At 59.9% G+C, this 16,525-nt stretch carries 16 protein-coding genes, 2 pseudogenes and 1 riboswitch; of the genes and pseudogenes, 5 read left to right on the forward strand and 13 right to left on the reverse strand.

All coding sequences use genetic code 11. From position 1 onward, the window contains the following. Positions 1-41: 41 nt before the first annotated feature. The 9 genes and pseudogenes from EFD55_RS22590 to EFD55_RS22630 form a co-directional block, all read right to left on the reverse strand. Positions 42-439: pseudogene (locus tag EFD55_RS22590) on the reverse strand (NUDIX hydrolase). A 246-nt stretch (positions 440-685) separates the two neighbouring features. Next, positions 686-904 (reverse strand): annotated as a pseudogene (locus EFD55_RS22595) (FCD domain-containing protein); the annotation flags it as partial. Between the two features lie 110 nt (positions 905-1,014). Beyond that, entirely contained in the window at positions 1,015-1,641 is a 627-nt protein-coding gene (gene ribB, locus EFD55_RS22600) for a 3,4-dihydroxy-2-butanone-4-phosphate synthase (RefSeq protein ID WP_125847563.1), read from the reverse strand. 117 nt (positions 1,642-1,758) lie between these two features. Further along, positions 1,759-1,903, reverse strand: a riboswitch (FMN riboswitch). Positions 1,904-2,009: 106 nt separating this feature from the next. After that, positions 2,010-2,792 carry a glucose 1-dehydrogenase gene (locus EFD55_RS22605; RefSeq protein ID WP_125847565.1) on the reverse strand — a complete coding sequence of 261 codons (783 nt, stop codon included), beginning with the start codon at positions 2,790-2,792 and terminating at the stop codon, positions 2,010-2,012. Positions 2,793-2,868: 76 nt separating this feature from the next. Beyond that, positions 2,869-3,606: a triose-phosphate isomerase gene (gene tpiA, locus EFD55_RS22610; RefSeq protein WP_125847567.1), complete on the reverse strand. Its 738-nt coding sequence runs from the start codon at positions 3,604-3,606 to the stop codon at positions 2,869-2,871. 5 nt (positions 3,607-3,611) lie between these two features. Beyond that, entirely contained in the window at positions 3,612-4,400 is a 789-nt protein-coding gene (locus EFD55_RS22615) for an SDR family oxidoreductase (protein ID WP_125847569.1), read from the reverse strand. Between the two features lie 22 nt (positions 4,401-4,422). After that, positions 4,423-5,901: a sugar ABC transporter ATP-binding protein gene (locus tag EFD55_RS22620; protein ID WP_125847571.1), complete on the reverse strand. Its 1,479-nt coding sequence runs from the start codon at positions 5,899-5,901 to the stop codon at positions 4,423-4,425. Between the two features lie 27 nt (positions 5,902-5,928). Continuing rightward, positions 5,929-6,858, reverse strand: a complete 930-nt coding sequence (locus EFD55_RS22625) for a sugar ABC transporter substrate-binding protein (RefSeq protein WP_125847572.1) — start codon at positions 6,856-6,858, stop codon at positions 5,929-5,931. A gap of 117 nt (positions 6,859-6,975) precedes the next feature. Further along, the gene (locus tag EFD55_RS22630; protein ID WP_125847574.1) at positions 6,976-7,956 is read right to left on the reverse strand and encodes an ABC transporter permease; all 981 of its coding nucleotides are present in this window, start codon (positions 7,954-7,956) and stop codon (positions 6,976-6,978) included. A 210-nt stretch (positions 7,957-8,166) separates the two neighbouring features. Between EFD55_RS22630 and EFD55_RS22635 the strand changes: the two genes are divergently transcribed. From EFD55_RS22635 to EFD55_RS22650, 4 genes are all read left to right on the forward strand, one after another. Then, positions 8,167-8,979 (forward strand): transketolase, encoded by an 813-nt coding sequence (locus EFD55_RS22635; protein ID WP_125847576.1) that lies wholly within the window; start codon positions 8,167-8,169, stop codon positions 8,977-8,979. After that, on the forward strand, positions 8,976-9,932 hold the full coding sequence (locus EFD55_RS22640; RefSeq protein WP_125847579.1) for a transketolase family protein: 957 nt from the start codon (positions 8,976-8,978) through the stop codon (positions 9,930-9,932). The genes EFD55_RS22635 and EFD55_RS22640 overlap by 4 nt, the downstream gene beginning before the upstream one ends. A gap of 64 nt (positions 9,933-9,996) precedes the next feature. Next, positions 9,997-11,463 carry an FGGY family carbohydrate kinase gene (locus EFD55_RS22645; RefSeq protein ID WP_125847581.1) on the forward strand — a complete coding sequence of 489 codons (1,467 nt, stop codon included), beginning with the start codon at positions 9,997-9,999 and terminating at the stop codon, positions 11,461-11,463. 21 nt (positions 11,464-11,484) lie between these two features. Further along, positions 11,485-12,438, forward strand: a complete 954-nt coding sequence (locus tag EFD55_RS22650) for a sugar-binding transcriptional regulator (RefSeq protein ID WP_125847584.1) — start codon at positions 11,485-11,487, stop codon at positions 12,436-12,438. Between the two features lie 207 nt (positions 12,439-12,645). Here EFD55_RS22650 and EFD55_RS22655 read toward each other — a convergent pair whose 3' ends face one another. Beyond that, positions 12,646-12,921 (reverse strand): DUF4242 domain-containing protein, encoded by a 276-nt coding sequence (locus tag EFD55_RS22655; protein ID WP_125847771.1) that lies wholly within the window; start codon positions 12,919-12,921, stop codon positions 12,646-12,648. Between the two features lie 88 nt (positions 12,922-13,009). Here EFD55_RS22655 and EFD55_RS22660 point away from each other — a divergent pair, with 88 nt between their 5' ends. Next, positions 13,010-14,398 (forward strand): tetratricopeptide repeat protein, encoded by a 1,389-nt coding sequence (locus tag EFD55_RS22660; protein WP_125847586.1) that lies wholly within the window; start codon positions 13,010-13,012, stop codon positions 14,396-14,398. Positions 14,399-14,692: 294 nt separating this feature from the next. On the opposite strand, the gene EFD55_RS22665 is transcribed toward EFD55_RS22660, so the two are convergent. Genes EFD55_RS22665 through nthA form a run of 3 tightly spaced genes read right to left on the reverse strand, consistent with a single transcriptional unit; the run spans position 14,693 to position 16,333 of the window. Continuing rightward, positions 14,693-15,004: a nitrile hydratase accessory protein gene (locus EFD55_RS22665; protein ID WP_125847588.1), complete on the reverse strand. Its 312-nt coding sequence runs from the start codon at positions 15,002-15,004 to the stop codon at positions 14,693-14,695. Positions 15,005-15,029: 25 nt separating this feature from the next. Continuing rightward, complete coding sequence (gene nthB, locus EFD55_RS22670; RefSeq protein ID WP_125847590.1) at positions 15,030-15,686, reverse strand: nitrile hydratase subunit beta; 657 nt, start codon at positions 15,684-15,686, stop codon at positions 15,030-15,032. Beyond that, a complete protein-coding gene (gene nthA / locus EFD55_RS22675) occupies positions 15,686-16,333 on the reverse strand; it encodes a nitrile hydratase subunit alpha (RefSeq protein WP_125847773.1) in 648 nt (215 codons plus the stop codon). The genes nthB and nthA overlap by 1 nt, the downstream gene beginning before the upstream one ends. Between the last annotated feature and the right edge of the window lie 192 nt (positions 16,334-16,525).

Raw genomic sequence — 16,525 nt, forward strand, 5'->3', positions numbered from 1 at the left:
AGACACGGGCGCGCTGTGGCACGCCTGCAAGACGCCCCTGGTTAGCCGCGATCACGCTTCTTTCGGCCGTGCGCCTCAAATTGGACGAGCAGTGATTTGAGTTCGATCTCACGAATGCGTCGCGCCGCTTCATCAGGGCTTACCCATTCGAGAACACGCTGGCCCTGCTCCTTGAAGTCACCCCTGATCTCCGTGACTTCAACCTGAAACACGTCGACGATGCAGGGCGCTACGTCGCCATTCTCGAGTTCTTTCAGATAGGTATAGTAGCCAACCGGCTTCCTCCTCACCGCCCCGCGCACGCCTGCCTCCTCCCACGCCTCGATCGCCGCAGCTTCGAAGGGTTTCTTCCCTTTCATCGGCCAACGGTCGCAAGCTGCCGAAGCAATGTCTGGGACTTGTCTGGTCGGGGCTCCGGGCTTTTTTTGGTAGACTTCATAGTGATTGGCTTGCCGATTTGCCCGTTGCTTCAATTGCCTGAGCGTGTTTATGACAGATTTATGACAGTTAGCCACACTGAAGGGTCCGTTGGCATGATGAGTATTTCTCGCAAGCTGATGCCACGGGAGGACAGGTTCTTTGAATTGCTCACCGCTTCGTCGAAGCCGCGGAGGAGACGCTGCGAAACAACTGGGCGTTCTTCGTAAGAGGGCTAATGGGGCCTGATTTTAGGCGTCAACCCCCTCTACTCTCCGGCCGTTGCAAATACCGCGCTGGCATCGCTGACAACTTCTACATGAGCATATGCCGCCTGCCCCGCGGCCGCGGCTTCCGCGTGAATGATCGCGGTCACGATCCGGCCGTGCTCCTCATAGGATTTTGCCAGACGCCCGGGTAAACGGAATTGTGCCCGTCGAAAAGGTGCCAGGCGCGCCCGCGTCTGCATCACCATCTCGAATATATGATGAAACAGATCGGACCGCTGGCGATATTGAATCGTTGGAGGGAGCCGACCAATCGCGGCATCGCGGTTGGCAAGTCTCGTCCCGATTTGGCCCTGTCACTCAAAGAGGTCTAAGCGGCCTTCATTGCCAATGCCAGTTGTCGATGCGCAATAAGATCTTCGATCGTGATGAGATGCAGGCCGTGGCGTTTTGCAAACACCTCCAGATCCGGAAGGCGGGCCATACTGCCGTCATCGTTTGCGACCTCGCAGATGACGCCCGAGGCAGAAAGACCGGCGAGCTTAGCAAGATCGACAGCCGCTTCTGTATGTCCGGGGCGAGAGAGCACGCCGTCTGGGTGCGCCCGAAGAGGAAAGACGTGACCAGGACGCGCGAACTCTTCAGGACGTGACCCATCGCCGACCAGCGCTCGAACCGTCGCGGCGCGATCGGCGGCCGAGATGCCGGTGGTCGTCTCGGGAATGTAATCAACCGAGACGGTGAAGGCAGTCTTCAACATTTCTGTATTATTGGGCACCATCAGCGGGATCTGCAGTTCGTCCAGCCGTTCGCCTTCCATCGCCACACAGATGAGACCGCGGGCGTAATTCATCATGAAAGCGATTGCCTGTGGGGTAATTGCTTCGGAAGCGATGACGAGGTCGCCCTCATTCTCCCTGTCGCGATCGTCTACGACGACGACGATTTCGCCGCGCGCAATTGCGGCGACCGCATCTTCGATTTTGGAAATTGCCATCTTCTCTGCCTTTCAAGGGTTAGCCGCAGCGTGCGGCATACATGGCCTATCAAAAGCCACCAATTTCCCTTGGGCGAACAAGCATATGAAACACCGCGAGCCGAGCGGTGCCCTCTGCGTTGCTCTCTTCCATCCGGACTATGACCGTCGGCTCCGGCATCTCACCGGATCTGCTGACCCTTCGCTTTCACGAAGGCGCTCGCGGGCTCCGAGTTGCCTCGATACCGCCGGTGGGGAATTGCACCCCGCCCTGAGAACATTACCTAGATAGATGATGAAGGCCTTGTTCTGCAAGAGGTTGTGTATAGATTTCGCCGCGGGAATTGCCTCGCAGGGGTGAAAGCACCGTTTCCTATTGCCGAACGGAGCTAGGACATGATCAGGCCCCCATCGACATTGATGGTCTGACCGGTAATGTAGGCTGCATCGTCGCTGGCAAGGAAGGTGACGAGACCGGCGACGTCTTCGCCGGAACCGGCGCGCTTCATCGGGATGCCTTCGACCCATTCCTTCATCAGTTCGCCGGGTCCGTAATTGCCGAGCAGCTTGCCCCATGCGTGGTCGTTATAGGCCCACATGTCGGTCTCGATGATGCCCGGGCAGAAGGCGTTGACGGTGATGCCGTCGGTCGCGACTTCCTTGGCAAGGCTCTGGGTGATGCCGACGACGCCCATCTTCGAGGCGGCATAATGCGGCGTATAGATGAAGCCGTCGCGCGCCTGGCCGGAGGCAGTGTTGATGATACGGCCGCCGCGGCCGTGCTTGCGTATGCGGGCGATCGCCTCCTGGGCGCAGAGGAACACGCCTTTGGTGTTGACGGCCATGACCTTGTCCCACTCGCCCTCGGTCAGATCCTCGATGCGGGCGATAGTGATGACGCCGGCATTCTGAATGGAAACGTCGACAGCGCCGAATGCCTGCTCGGCTGCGTCATATAGGGCCTTGACGCTAGCCTTGTCAGTGACGTCGCCAACGAAGGAAATTGCCTTGCCGCCATCGGCCTTGATCTGTTCGGCCACGCCATGCACGCTGTCTTCATTGGCCGAAACGACGAGATTGGCGCCTTCGCGCGCAAAGCGTTTGGCGATCCCAGCCCCGATACCGCGGCTTGCGCCGGTAATGATGACGGTCTTGCTTTCAAATCGTTGCATTCTCTTTTCCCTTCAACGGTGCCGGCATGAGCGCGCCGATCTGTAGGTCGGCGGTACATGCCTGCTCACTCAGGCTTCAAACGGCCGCAGAAATAATCCCAGCGAATTCCGACGCCTTCAGCGAAGCGCCGCCGACCAGCGCTCCGTCCACATTGCGAAGCCCGAATATCGCTTGGGCATTGGATGCCTTGACCGAGCCGCCATAGAGGATCTTGACCGAACGACCATCGCTGCCCAGCCGCTCTTCGAGTATCTGCCGGATCGCGGCATGGACCTCCTCGATCTGTTCGTTGGTCGGCACCAACCCGGTTCCTATCGCCCAGACGGGTTCATAGGCGATGACGAGATCCGCACTCGTCGCTCGCTCTGGGATGGATTCCCTCAGCTGCCCGCCAACCACTTCGATCGCCCGGCCCTCGTCTCGCTCATGCCGCGTTTCACCGACACAGAGGATCGCAATCAAGCCCGCTCTATGCGCGGCAATAGCCTTTGCAAGGACGATTTCATCATCTTCGCCGTGAGACAGACGGCGCTCGGAGTGTCCGAGGATGACATAACGCGCACCGATATTGGCGAGCATTTCGGCAGAAACATCGCCCGTATGGGCGCCTGACTGTTGAGCATGGCAATCCTGCGCGCCAATCGCCAGTTTCGAATCCTTGGCGCGTTCGACAGCGCGGTCGATCAGCGTGAAGGGCGGGCAGACGACGATATCGCACGCCGCCTTGCCCGTTAGTTCCCTCAGCGCCGCGATCTCTGCCAGGGAGGAGGCGAGACCGTTCATTTTCCAGTTGCCTGCGATCAGCCTGCGCATGGGCATCACCAGCAGCAGAAGCCACCGTCGACGAGCAGATCGACGCCCGTCACGAAGCTTGCGGCATTCGACAGCAGGAAGACGGCCGGACCGACCATCTCGTCGACGCCAGCCATGCGCTGCATCGGCGTCTGCTCTTCAAAGAGCTTTGTCTGATGCACCATCTCCGGCCGGGTATTCATCGGCGTTGCGGTATAGCCTGGCGAAATCGTGTTGACGCGGATGCCACGCCCCACCCACTCCATCGCCAGCGATTTGGACATGTGGATCACGCCCGCCTTGGAAGCGTTGTAATGGGCCTGACTGAGACCTCGATTGACGATGACACCGGACATGGAGGCGATGTTGACGATTGAACCGCGGCCGTTCTTCAGCATGGCGCGTGCTTCGGCCTGGCAGGACAGGAAGACGCCTTTCAGGTTGATGTCCATCAGCGTCTGATACTGGTCCTCTTCCATTTCCTCGGCGGGGTTGGCATTGGCGATGCCGGCCGCATTGACGGCAAGCGAGAGGGCGCCGAGATCGGATTCGGTGCGGGCGACAGCATCGGCCAAAGACGACTTGCTGGTCACATCGGCGGCGATTTCAATCGAGCGGCGGCCGACAGCCCTGATATGGCTGGCGGTATTGGCAAGACCGTCATCGCTGCGGCGATCGAGAAGTGCCACGTCGGCGCCGCACTGGGCAAGACCGATGGCGATCCTTTGCCCGATGCCGCTGCCGGCGCCCGTCACGATGGCAACCTGGCCACTGAGATCGAATAGTTTCGGTGCGTTCAGAGAGATGTCGGACACCGCTCTTCCTTTCTGTCTTTACCTAGATTGTCGCCAGTTCCATGACCGAAACGTCGTTCGCTTCGTCACGCTTCAAAATGCCTGCCTGTTTGCCCTGCGCCAGCACGAGAATCCGGTTTGATACGCCGAGAACCTCTTCGAGATCGGAGCTTACGACGATGACCGCGACGCCCTGTTTGGCGAGGTTCACAATAATATCGTAGATTCCGGCGCGGGCTCCGACATCGATGCCTCGCGTAGGCTCATCCAGCACCACGACTTTCGGATCGCGCATCAGCCATTTGGCGATGACGACCTTCTGCTGGTTGCCACCCGAGAGGTCGGAGGCAAACTGCTCCGCACGCCCCTTGACGCCGAATTTCGTCACCGCCTTTTCGGCGAAAACGCGTTTCACGCCGGAGGTGAGCCAGCGCCCGCCAAGCTTGTCGAGATTGGCGTAGATGATGTTTTCGCTAATCTTGTGCGCAACGACGAGGCCCTGGTCCTTGCGATCTTCCGGGACCATCACGATGCCCTTGGCGATCGCATCCGCCGGGCTGCGCAGCTTCAACGCCTGGCCTTCCAGCCGGACCGAGCCGGCGCTGATTGGATCGGCACCGGAAATCGCACGCACGAGCTCGGTGCGGCCGGCACCGACGAGGCCGGCAATGCCGAGGATCTCGCCCGCATGAACGTCGAAACTCACATCCCGGAAGGAATCGTCCGGCGACGTCACCCCAGAGACCTCAAGGACGGGCCTGCTGGTCGGCTCGGGAAGCGTCGGAAACATGCGATCGAGCGAGCGGCCGACCATGCTTTCGACGATCGTGCGCACCGGCGTCGAGCTGTCAGCAAATTCATGGACACGCTCTCCGTCGCGAAGCACGACGATACGGTCGGTGATCTGCTTGATTTCCTCCATGCGGTGGGAGATGTAGATGATGCCCACGCCCTCGGCGCGGAGCTTGCGTATCTGCTCGAACAGGGCTTCCGTCTCAGCCCCGCCAAGGGCTGCCGTCGGCTCGTCGAGGATCAGGAGTTTTGCATTGTGCGCCAGCGCCTTGGCGATCTCGATGAGCTGCTGGTTGGCGGTCGAAAGACCGGCGACCCTTCGGGTCGCGGAAATATGCAGGTTCAGCCGCGCGAGCTGTTCCTGGGCGCGGCGGACCATCTGGGTGCGGTCGACTACGCCATTCTTCATCGGCCAACGTCCGATAAAGACATTTTCAGCGATGGATAGATGCGGCAGAAGCTGCAGTTCCTGATGGATCAGTACGACGCCCTTGTCGATCGCCTCACGTGGAGCGGCCGGGGCATAAGGCTGCCCCAGCCATGTCATCGTACCCTCGGACGGTGTGCGTGATCCGGCGATGATGCCCGATAGCGTCGACTTGCCGGCGCCGTTTTCGCCGAGAAGTGCCACCACCTCACCGGGATAGACGTCCAGGTCCACGTTTTTCAGAACCTGGAGCGCTCCGTAGCGCTTGGATATCCCCCTCAGGGAAAGAACCGGCTCGGTCACAGCACACCTCCTCGAGATTTCGACTGATTACGGATGGTTGGCGATGAAGCCTGCCACGTTTTCCTTGGTCGTCAGGGTGGCATCGAGAAGCTGGACCGGGGGAACCTTTTCGCCGGCGACGAGCTTGATGGCGTTGGCAACCGCATCGCGGCCCATCTTCTGTGTCTGCTGTGTCGCGGTCACGTTGAAGACGCCCTTGCTGAGCGCTTCGAGAGCTGCGGTGTCGCCATCGAAGCCGCCGACGACAATCTTCTGGGAAGGATTGGCAACCTTGATCGCCTGCGCGGCACCAAGGGCGAGGCCGTCGGCTTGGGCGAATACGATCGAAACGTCCGGATTTGCCTGCAGCATATTCTGCATGATCTGAAATCCTTCATCCTGGCTCCAGATGTTCGAAAACTGCTCGGCGACAACCTTGACGTCCGGATATGCCTTGAGAGATTCACCGCAACCCTTCGAACGATCAACTTCCGGCGTCGTGCCCTTCTGGCCGTGGATGATGACCATCTTCCCCTTGCCGCCGGCTTCCTTCAGGATGTAGTCGCACACCGCCTTGGCAGACGCGACGGAATCCGTTGCAAGGAAGGTATCGCCGGGTGCTCCCTCGGCGTTGCGGTCAACGTTCACGACCGGGATGCCAGCGCTCTTGGCGAGTTTGACCGGCACGGTCGCAGCCGCCGCACCTGCCGGAATGTAGATCAGCGCGTCGATTTTCTGGGTGAGAAGATCCTGGATTTGATTGACCTGCGTCGGTCCGTCGCCCTTTGCGTCGACCGTGATGACTTCGATGCCGCGCTTCTTGGCTTCGGCTTCGACCGATTGCTTGATCTGGTTGAAGAAGTTTGCCTGAAGGTTGGCAACGGCCAAGCCGAGCTTCTTCAGTTCCGCCGCGTGTACGGGGCCGAGCGTGAGGCCGAGCAGTGCAGCAGACGCGAGCATGGTGCGCGCAATTTTCATTGTATTTCCTCCGTTGTTTGATGGAACCCTCGGGTGTGTCCTCCCCCTCGGGGTATTGATCCGCCCCAAACCTTTAGAGCGGAATTCCAGGCCCGCCGACGTGGGCGCCCCCGTTCGTCAGGCGCGACGCCGACGAATAGTCTCCGTGCCGACCGCGAGCACGATGACGATGCCGATGATCACCTGCTGCAGGAACGGCGACACATTGAGAAGATTGAGCCCGTTGCGAAGGACGCCGATGATAAGAACACCGATAAGTGTTCCTCCGATACCGCCCGCGCCCCCCGAGAGCGAGGTCCCGCCGATGACGACGGCCGCGATCGTGTCGAGCTCATAGCCGAAGCCACTGGACGGCTGGGCGGAGTCGAGACGGGCGGCAAGAACGATGCCGGCAAGACCCGCCAGAACGGCGCTGGCGACATAGACGAGAATGGTCACGAGCTGGACGTTGATGCCGGCAAGGCGTGCCACTTCAGGATTGCCGCCGACCGCATAGAGCATGCGGCCTTCCGCGCGGAAGTGAAGGAAGATCCAAGCGGCCGCCGTAACGGCAAGCATCAGGAATACGGTTGCGGTCAGAACGCCGAAATGACGATCGATCGCCAGCATCATGAACCAGTCTGGAAAGCCGACGATCTGCTGGCCGTCAGTGATCATGTTCGCCACGCCGCGTGCGGCCGACATCATCGCTAGCGTCGCGATAAAGGCGGGCACCCTGAACCAGGTGACCATGATACCGACGATCAATCCGCTGATCATCGAGGCAATGAGCGCTAACAGGATCCCGACGCCAAGCGGCAGGCCGGCGATATTCGCCGTCCAGCCCATCACCATCATCGCCAAAGCGAGAACCGAACCGACCGACAGGTCGATGCCCCCGATCAGAATCACGAAGGTCATGCCAACTGCCATGATCCCGAGCACGGTGATCTGGTCGAGAATGTTCAGACCATTGCGGACGGAGAGAAATGCATCGGTGCTGAAGGTCAGGAACAGGCAGAGCAAGAGCAGCCCGATGAGCGGGCCGGTTGCTCCCGTGAGCTTGCTGACCCACGTGCCGGACGGACGGCTCTGTTCATTCACGTCGATCGCCACCATTGTTCCTCCCTGGGATTAAGGCCGGCGGCCAATATTTCCTCAAGCAAGAATATTTATTCATGCCTGCTGGAAAATTCATTAACAACTTGCTTAGATACTGTCAACTGGCTTTTCGGACGCTGGACAAAGCACAATGGCCAATAAGGGGCTTGACTAAGGCTGGTTGTATGCAAAAATATAACCATGTGAATATTTATGCAAGAGGAACCGATGGAGCCTTCCGAACTTGAACATGTTGCTCGCCAGATACGTCTGCGCGACCTCCAGGCCGTATACGAGGCAGGTGCCGGCCATATTGGTGGCGAGATGTCGGTGATCGATCTGCTCACCGCGCTTTACTTCCGCGTGCTGCGTATCTGGCCCCATCAGCCCAAACATCCTGATCGCGACAGGTTCGTGCTGTCGAAGGGTCACACGGCCTGCGCGCTCTACGTGGTCCTCGCCAAGCGGGGCTTCATTCCGGAAGAGGAAATCGCAACCTTCCTTAAGCCGCATTCCCGGCTGAACGGTCATCCGAACTGTAACAAGGTGCCGGGCGTCGAAACCAATACCGGGCCTCTGGGACACGGACTGCCGGTCGCTGTCGGCATGGCCAAGGCGGCGAAACTCTCAGGCGCGAAATACCACACCTATGTCATCACCGGTGACGGTGAGATGCAGGAAGGCTCCAACTGGGAAGCCATCATGGCCGCCTACCAGTTCCGCCTGGACAACCTGACGCTGGTGATCGACCACAATCGATTCCAACAGGGCGCCTCTCTCTCGGACACCAACGATCTCGCGCCGCTTCGCCCCAAGCTCGAGGCCTTCGGCTGGGAGGTTAGCGAAATCAACGGGAATGACATGCACGCGATCGTGCCCGCTCTCGAGCATCGCAGTGACCGTCCCCATTGCATCGTCGCGCACACCAACAAGGGCCATGGCATCTCGTTCATGCAGGATCGCGTCGACTGGCATCACAAGGTTCCGAGCAAGGAACAGTATGAAACCGCATTGGCAGAACTGTCGGAGGCACTCCAATGAACGCGCCCGTAAACCCACCGAAGCTCTTTGATTGCCGCGATGCCTTTGCCGCGACGCTCGAACGGCTGGCGGCCGAGAATGAAACCATCGTTGCCGTCTGCAACGACTCGGTCGGCTCCTCCAAGCTCGGCGGTTTCAAATCGAAATTCCCTGATCGCCTCGTCAATGTCGGCATTGCCGAACAGAACATGGTCGGCGTCGGCGCCGGTCTCGCCAATGGCGGACGCCTGCCCTATGTCTGCGGCGCTTCGCCGTTTCTGACCGGCCGGTCGCTCGAGCAGATCAAGGCCGACATTTCCTACTCCAATGCCAACGTCAAGCTCGTCGGCATTTCCTCGGGCATGGCTTACGGCGAACTTGGTCCGACCCATCATTCGATCGAGGACTTCGCCTGGACCCGCGTGCTGCCGAACCTGCCCGTCATCGCGCCATGCGACAGGATAGAGACTGCCGCCGCCGTGGAATGGGCCGCAAGCTACGATGGTCCCTGCTTCCTGCGCCTGTCGCGCGTCGGCGTCCCGGATCTGCTGCCCGAGGGCCACAAGTTCGAAGTTGGCAAGGCGAACCTGCTGCGCGAAGGCTCCGATGTCACGCTGATTGCCAACGGCACGCTGACCCACCGCATGGTGAAGGCTGCCGAAATCCTGGCAAAGCGCGGCATCAAGGCGCGCGTGCTCAACATGGCAACCGTTCGTCCGATCGATGAGACCGCCATTATCGCGGCTGCCAACGAGACCGGTGCAATCGTGACGGCTGAAGAACATTCAATCTTCGGCGGCCTCGGTTCCGCCATCGCGGAAGTGGTCGTCGACAACGCGCCCGTGCCGATGAAGCGTCTTGGCGTTCCCGGCATATACGCGCCGACGGGTTCGGCCGAATTCCTCCTCGACGAATTCGGCATGGCGCCGGCGGCGATCGCCGACGCGGCCCAGGCGCTGATCACGCGCAAATAATCTGATAGCAGGTCTATTGGGCCGGGGCGTGCATCCGCCTTGGCCATTGTCCGAGGAGACGATGATGCGGGCTATTCTGGCAATCGATCAGGGCACCACCAATTCGAAGGCAGTTCTGGTTTCCGAAACAGGGGAGGTGTTTGCCAGAGGCTCGGCCACAGTCGGCATCTCCTATCCGCAGCCAGGCTGGGTCGAGCAGGATGCCCGCCGGATCTTTGCCTCCGTTTGCGAAGCAATCGAGTCCTGCCTGAAGAAAGTTTCCGACGTCACTATCGAGGCAGTGGCGGTGTCCAACCAGCGTGAATCTGTCACGATGTGGGATGCAGAGACCGGCGAGGTGCTCGGCCCCGTGCTCAGCTGGCAGTGCCGCCGCACCGCGCCGGACTGCGCGCGCCTGATCGCCGAAGGGCATTTGGACCGCGTGCAAGCTCTTACCGGTCTGCCGCTCGACCCCATGTTTCCCGGGTCGAAATTCCGCTGGCTGCTCGATCGCGTTCCGGCCGGGCACCGGGTGCGTCTAGGCACGATCGACAGCTGGCTAATTCATTGCCTGACGGATGGACGCCGCCACGTCTGCGATGCCTCCAATGCCGCCCGCAGCCAGTTGTTCGACCTCAATGGCCAGGTCTGGAGCGAGGAACTCGGCCAAATTTTTGGCGTCGATATCGCCCTGTTGCCCGAAGTGCTTGACAGTGCTGCCGATTTCGGCACGACGCGGGGGCTTCCCGGCATCGCAGATGGCACGCCGATCCGCTCCGCCATTGGCGACAGCCATGCGGCACTCTTCGGTCATGGCGCCTTCAAGCCCGGCGATGGCAAGGTGACGTTTGGAACCGGCTCCTCCGTCATGACGACATTGCCGCGCTTCATCGCGCCACAAAACGGCATCACCACGACGGTCGCCTGGCGGATCGCTGGCGTGCCGACTTTTGCCTTCGAAGGCAATATCCTTGTTTCGGCCGCGAGCCTTCCCTGGATGGCCGGTATTCTGGGACTCGCCGATGTGGCCGCCCTCGTCGACCTTGCGGCAACGGCCGAGCCGGGCGGACCGGGATTCGTGCCGGCCTTCGTCGGCCTCGGCGCCCCCTATTGGAGCTCCGACGCGCGCGCTCTCTTCGCTCGGATCAACTTTTCCACAACCCGCGCCCAGATGGCCCGCTCAGTGACGGATTCGATCGCCTGCCAGGTGCATGATGTGATCGCCGCAATGCGCGCCCAGAGTGGCGGAAAGCTCGGCGCTCTGTATGTCGACGGCGGCCCGAGCCAGAACCGCTTTCTGATGCAATGCGTTTCGAATCTGATCGAGCATGCTGTGATCCAGTGCGAGGCACCGGAGGCCTCCGCTCTCGGTGCCGCCTATCTCGCCGGGCTTTCACTCGGGCTGTGGAAGGATCTCGACGCAATCGAGGCACTGCCCCGAAGCACCGCAGTCATCCGCCCCGAAGAGATCGATCGCATCGGCCTCCTCAATACATGGAATGATGCGCTGGCCCGCTCGACGTTGCGACCGACACCGGTTAAATGTGAATAAAAATTCAAGCCGGTATCGCCCATGTCCCGACTCAACGAACTCCGCCTGATTTCCAGGGTTGCCCAGATGTACCACATCGAAGGGCGGCGGCAGGCGGAGATAGCGCAGCATCTGCGGCTTTCCCAGGCGACGGTCTCGCGAATGCTGAAGAGGGCCGAGGCCGAGGACATCGTTCGCACGAGCGTCATCCCCCCCGTCGGGACCTATAGCGAACTTGAGGGCGGGCTGCGCGACAAGTTCCAACTACCGGAAGCCATCGTCGTCGAATGCACCGAAGACCGGGACGGGGCCATCATGGCCCGCATTGGGGAAGCCGCGGCCCATATGCTCGAAGTGACGCTTTCACCCGGTGAGATCATTGGCGTGTCGAGTTGGAGCCAGACGATCTTCAAGATGGTCGAAAACATCCATCCGCAGAAAAGTGCCCAGGCGAAATATGTCGTCCAGACGCTCGGAGGGATGGGCGATCCGTCAGTGCAAACACACGCGACACAGCTCACCACGCGGCTGGCACGCCTTACCGGAGCTGAGCCGAAGCTATTGCCCGTGCAGGGCGTCACGACCTCGCGCGAAGCCAGGCTGCTGATGCAGTCCGACCCTTACGTGCGCGAGACCATGGACCTCTTCGGCAGCATCACTCTTGCGATTGTCGGCGTTGGTGGTGTTGAACCATCCGAATTGTTGGCGCGATCCGGCAACATCTTCTCGTCGCGTGAACTTGCTGACCTCGAGGAGGCCGGCGCGGTTGGAGACATCTCCCTACGATTCTTCGACAAGAATGGCCGATTGGTGAAAACGCCCCTCGATGACCGCGTCATCGGTCTTCCCATCGAAGATTTAGAGCGGGTCGATCGGGTAATTGCGCTCGCGGGGGGTGCAAAGAAGGCTGCTGCTATTGCAGGAGCCCTTCATATCGGCGTCATTGACATGCTCGTGACCGACAAGTTCACTGCTGAACGACTGATCAGCTACTAGGATCAGGGCGTCCACCGCGGCGATAGATTGGACATCCCAATTGAGAAATTTGTCCGGCAGCTATCTCCAATACCGGTCGCCTTGAAAGGAGATGAACCGGCGACCCGCGCGTTAGGCACGGATTATTTGTGCTACTGTCCGTCATCATCACTCGAATTTATGGGCTTAGGAGCCGTTCTTGCTCATTGAACACATGGCGAACTTTTGTCAGGCCAGATCATCGGCCGCGATGTGAGCGACCTCGATGATCCGAAGCAAGGGTATTTCCGCGAGCACATTCGCCTCGCGGACGCGTTCGGCAGAAGGCGCTTCGAAGAGACAGAAAGACTTCTCCTCTGAGGGAACGAACGTCGAGCGCAAATAGCGCACCGGCTTACCTTCGTCCGTCAACTTGGCGGTGACAGCCTTCGCACGAGACGCGGCTGCGGTGAGTTGTTCCGGAGTGATGCCAGGCAAGTGTCTTTCAACCATATACTGTGACATGATAGTCTCCTTCGGCGTGAGACAGGCGGCGGCGAAATATTCACGGCCACCATCGTCCAAACTATAGCTTTTCGCGGTAGAAAACGGAATGAATATCTATTTCGCCGCCGTGTTTACCGATCTGGTCCGCCACTCAGTAGCGTGGGCCAGAATGCCTCGCGACAACATCACCCACGTCATCGCGGAGCACCGCTACTTGTCGCAGTCCCTGGCAAGCCAATATGGCCGAAGACACGAGAATTTCACCGGCGACGGACACCTCTATTTGTTCGAATCCGCGGACGTAGCAGTGCACTTCGGGCTGAAGCTCATTGCCTATTGGAAGCAGCGCCGTCGGTCGCTGGTGGCCGCACCGAGCGCACAGGACATGCCGATGCGTGTAGGATGCCATTTCGGCGAATGCTTTAGGATGGCGGACGAGGACGCGTGGATTGGACGTGCGATCAACATCGCAAAAAGGGTGGAATCGAACGCTGAGGCGGATTCGCTGTTCGTGACCCAAACGATCCTCGAACTGATCGACCTCCCCGTCTATCAATTTGTCGAGGCTGGCTTTTTTGAACTCCGGGGTGATTTCCTTCCGCAGAGGCAGCTTTACAGAGTGTCATCGATAGACAGCTTGGCACTTTCTGCGCGATCGGAAGAGGCGATGACGGCGGAGGACTGGTTCCTCAAGGGCGTAAGCGTTGCCAACCAATCGACTGCAGGCGTCGATGAGGAACTGCGGTGCTATAATCGAGCTGTCCAACTTCGAGCATCGTATCCGGAAGCCCACAATAACCTGGGGGTTCTGCACAAAACGATCGGAAATCCCGTTTTGGCTGATGAGCACTACCAGGAAGCGCTCCGCCACTGGCCTCAGTATCCTGAGGCACATTACAACTACGCGATCCTTTTGGAGGCGCTTGGCGAACACGCCGAAGCGGCTGCGCACTATCGCGAGGCTATCCGGTCGCGGCCGGATTACGTCGACGCCTGGCTGCGGTATGCGGGCCTTTTGGAAGCGACGGGCAATCGGTTTGAAGCGGAGCGGCATTTTCAGGAAACCCTGCGCTTACGACCGGGCTTCGCTGAGGCCCACAACAATTATGGCGTCTTCCTTGAGCGGAAGGGTAATACGGCGTCGGCGCAGTCACATTATGCAGAGGCCTTGCGATTACAGCCCGACTACGCCGAAGCCCACTACAATCTCGCGTCGTCCCTCGAGTTGAGCGATCCAAGCCTGGCCGAGGATCACTATCGCGCGGCCATCTTCGCCGATCCAGATTACGCCGAGGCCCATAACAATCTGGCCGTTTTGCTTCACGAAGCCGGTGATCTGGATGCCGCCGAGGAGCACTATGCCAATGCCTTGAGGCTTCGACCTGACGACCAACAGACGAACTACAATCTCGGCCTGCTTTCGCAAGCTAAGGGGGACAATGACCGGGCGGAAATGTTCTTCAAGCGCGCAAGAGTGGCCAACGCTCGACAATGAGCTCCTTGACGCTGTCCGGAGCTTCCGCCACACAAACGCGACGGTTTGTGGGCGTTCACCGCTCCCCGGCGAATTTCCGCATTTCGGCATCGCACCACTGCTGCCTCAGCTTGCTCTTGGACAGGGCGTCGCAGACAGGCGGGTCGTTTACGACGGGTTCGTCCATCGAGTGGTAGGCATTCCCGATCGTCACAGACCAGGTGAGGGCCAGTTTCCGGGCTCAGAGTTTCGCCCAACGCGTAACAGTTCATCGGAGATCTGCGCCAACATCGAAAAGGTAGTGAAGAAAAACAGCTAGTCGAGCTTTACGGGCTGCCCATGAGGCGTCCGCAAATAAGCTTCCTCCCACGCGTGCTCCCGTTCGTGAAGCTCTGCCGCAGACACCTTCCCGTCGTTGGCCAGCAGCCGTTCCAGCGCAGAAAGGACAGCTCCAAAATAGGCTTCCGAGTTATCGGCCGCCCCCCTTGCAGCTGACGCGCTAATCTGCGCGCCGAGCGCCTCGGCCCACGATTTAGAAGAAACCTGTCCGGACTTGACAAGCAGGTCCGCCATGGCCATCGCCTGCGCATGCCACGGCTCAAGAAACGGCGGCTCCCCGTCGCGCATCCTAAGTCGCTCCGGCGCGTGAAGGTCATACGGGGTCAATATAGCTCTCCCAGAGATCGACAAACACCTGGTCCATCGCGCGCTCTGCTTCAGGCCATAGCTCGCCGGCTTCGAACATCACTGTGTAAAGGTGTTCTGCCTTCGTCTCGCCGCGCGTCGATGCGTCTGGAAGCAGATGGCCGCCGTGATGCGCGTGGACGACGCCTCTGCGGCCTCGAACATATCCGGGCAGCCTCGTATGGCCGGGCCGCCCCATCGCCGAACAACAGACAGAATCGCCGGGAGAGAACCTGGGAATCGTTCCAACTTCCCTAGCATAGCTCTTCGGCGCTTTGACATAAGCGCGCGACGCTTCGGCAGTGTCAGGGGGATGTGCGGGCTGGGGGATGAAGGACGACTGTCCGGACCGGATTTCATCGAGCGTGATGTAGCCCTCATCGACCATCTGAGCGGCAAGCGTTGTGATCCACTGGTCAAAATACGGCCGGGTCAGGTAATCCGTCGGAACGATCAGCTCGCGGCAGTGCCGGAACCAGTCTATGGACCATCCCGGCCCAAGGGCAGACGATTGGACGATACCGAACGCACGGGTCTCCCACTCGGCATGGAAAGGCTTGCCATCTTCCTGGTTGGGGACGGAGCCAAAGCCCTCACGGCCGCCTAGGTCATGGACACCGTCCATCAGCTCGTCATCCCTGACGGATAAAGATCGCGCTGCGTGCCGATCATCGAATTGCGCGTCACCAACTCGGCTAGAGCGCCCTCCTCCCAACCGTCGAGGCCCACGGGCCGTTGCGGAACGACGAGATAGCGGCGTTCGGACGTCGAGTCCCAAACGCGCACCTGTGTTTCTGCGCCTAGTTCGACGCCGAACTCCTTGAGCACACCCCTTGGGTCCCGCACCGCGCGTGCCCTGTATTCGTTCGATTTGTACCAGGCGGGCGACATGCCGAGCAGTGAAAATGGATAGCAGGAGCACAATGTGCAGACGACGAGGTTGTGGACCGTCGGCGTGTTCTCGACCGCCTGGAGATGGCCCGTGGCATGTCCGGCAAAGCCGAGTTCGGCGATGGCTGACGTTCCGTCAGCAAGCAATCTTTCCTTGAAGGCCGGATCGATCCAGGCGCGCGCGACCACGGCCGCTCCCCGCTTCGGTCCGATTTCATCGTGGTACATCTCTATCCAAGCGTCTATAGCTGCGGCGTCAAGCAGCTTCTTCTCGGTCAGCAAGCTTTCGAGAGCCTTGGTGCGCAAGGCGGGCTCAGACGGAAGGTCGCTGTGGAGCGCGTGGTGAATGTGCGACAGTTTTTTTGGGTCGAACTCCGTCATGGCGTCATCCCAGTTTTGGTGTCCGGTAGTCTGACCCTCTTCCAGGGCCTCATGACAGGCCTCCGCCGAACCGACCGCTAAAAGAAATAACATCAAAACTATCCTTGCGATACTGCGAAGCGAGGAACGCCGATAGTTCTGCGTCGGAGTGGGCCATCTTGCCCCCTCTTAGCATACCTCAACTGCCTCCGG

The sequence above is a fragment of the Rhizobium pisi genome (assembly GCF_003938655.1).
Classification (GTDB): domain Bacteria; phylum Pseudomonadota; class Alphaproteobacteria; order Rhizobiales; family Rhizobiaceae; genus Rhizobium; species Rhizobium pisi.

Bases quoted from the DNA above. Each gene is read 5' to 3' on its own strand.
- ribB (WP_125847563.1), bottom strand. From the start codon at position 1,641: ATGGCAATTTCCAAAATCGAAGATGCGGTCGCCGCAATTGCGCGCGGC.
- EFD55_RS22605 (WP_125847565.1), bottom strand. From the start codon at position 2,792: ATGCAACGATTTGAAAGCAAGACCGTCATCATTACCGGCGCAAGCCGC.
- tpiA (WP_125847567.1), bottom strand. From the start codon at position 3,606: ATGCGCAGGCTGATCGCAGGCAACTGGAAAATGAACGGTCTCGCCTCC.
- EFD55_RS22625 (WP_125847572.1), bottom strand. From the start codon at position 6,858: ATGAAAATTGCGCGCACCATGCTCGCGTCTGCTGCACTGCTCGGCCTC.
- EFD55_RS22630 (WP_125847574.1), bottom strand. From the start codon at position 7,956: ATGGTGGCGATCGACGTGAATGAACAGAGCCGTCCGTCCGGCACGTGG.
- EFD55_RS22635 (WP_125847576.1), top strand. From the start codon at position 8,167: ATGGAGCCTTCCGAACTTGAACATGTTGCTCGCCAGATACGTCTGCGC.
- EFD55_RS22640 (WP_125847579.1), top strand. From the start codon at position 8,976: ATGAACGCGCCCGTAAACCCACCGAAGCTCTTTGATTGCCGCGATGCC.
- EFD55_RS22645 (WP_125847581.1), top strand. From the start codon at position 9,997: ATGCGGGCTATTCTGGCAATCGATCAGGGCACCACCAATTCGAAGGCA.
- EFD55_RS22650 (WP_125847584.1), top strand. From the start codon at position 11,485: ATGTCCCGACTCAACGAACTCCGCCTGATTTCCAGGGTTGCCCAGATG.
- EFD55_RS22655 (WP_125847771.1), bottom strand. From the start codon at position 12,921: ATGTCACAGTATATGGTTGAAAGACACTTGCCTGGCATCACTCCGGAA.
- EFD55_RS22660 (WP_125847586.1), top strand. From the start codon at position 13,010: ATGAATATCTATTTCGCCGCCGTGTTTACCGATCTGGTCCGCCACTCA.
- EFD55_RS22665 (WP_125847588.1), bottom strand. From the start codon at position 15,004: ATGCGCGACGGGGAGCCGCCGTTTCTTGAGCCGTGGCATGCGCAGGCG.
- nthB (WP_125847590.1), bottom strand. From the start codon at position 15,686: ATGGACGGTGTCCATGACCTAGGCGGCCGTGAGGGCTTTGGCTCCGTC.
- nthA (WP_125847773.1), bottom strand. From the start codon at position 16,333: ATGACGGAGTTCGACCCAAAAAAACTGTCGCACATTCACCACGCGCTC.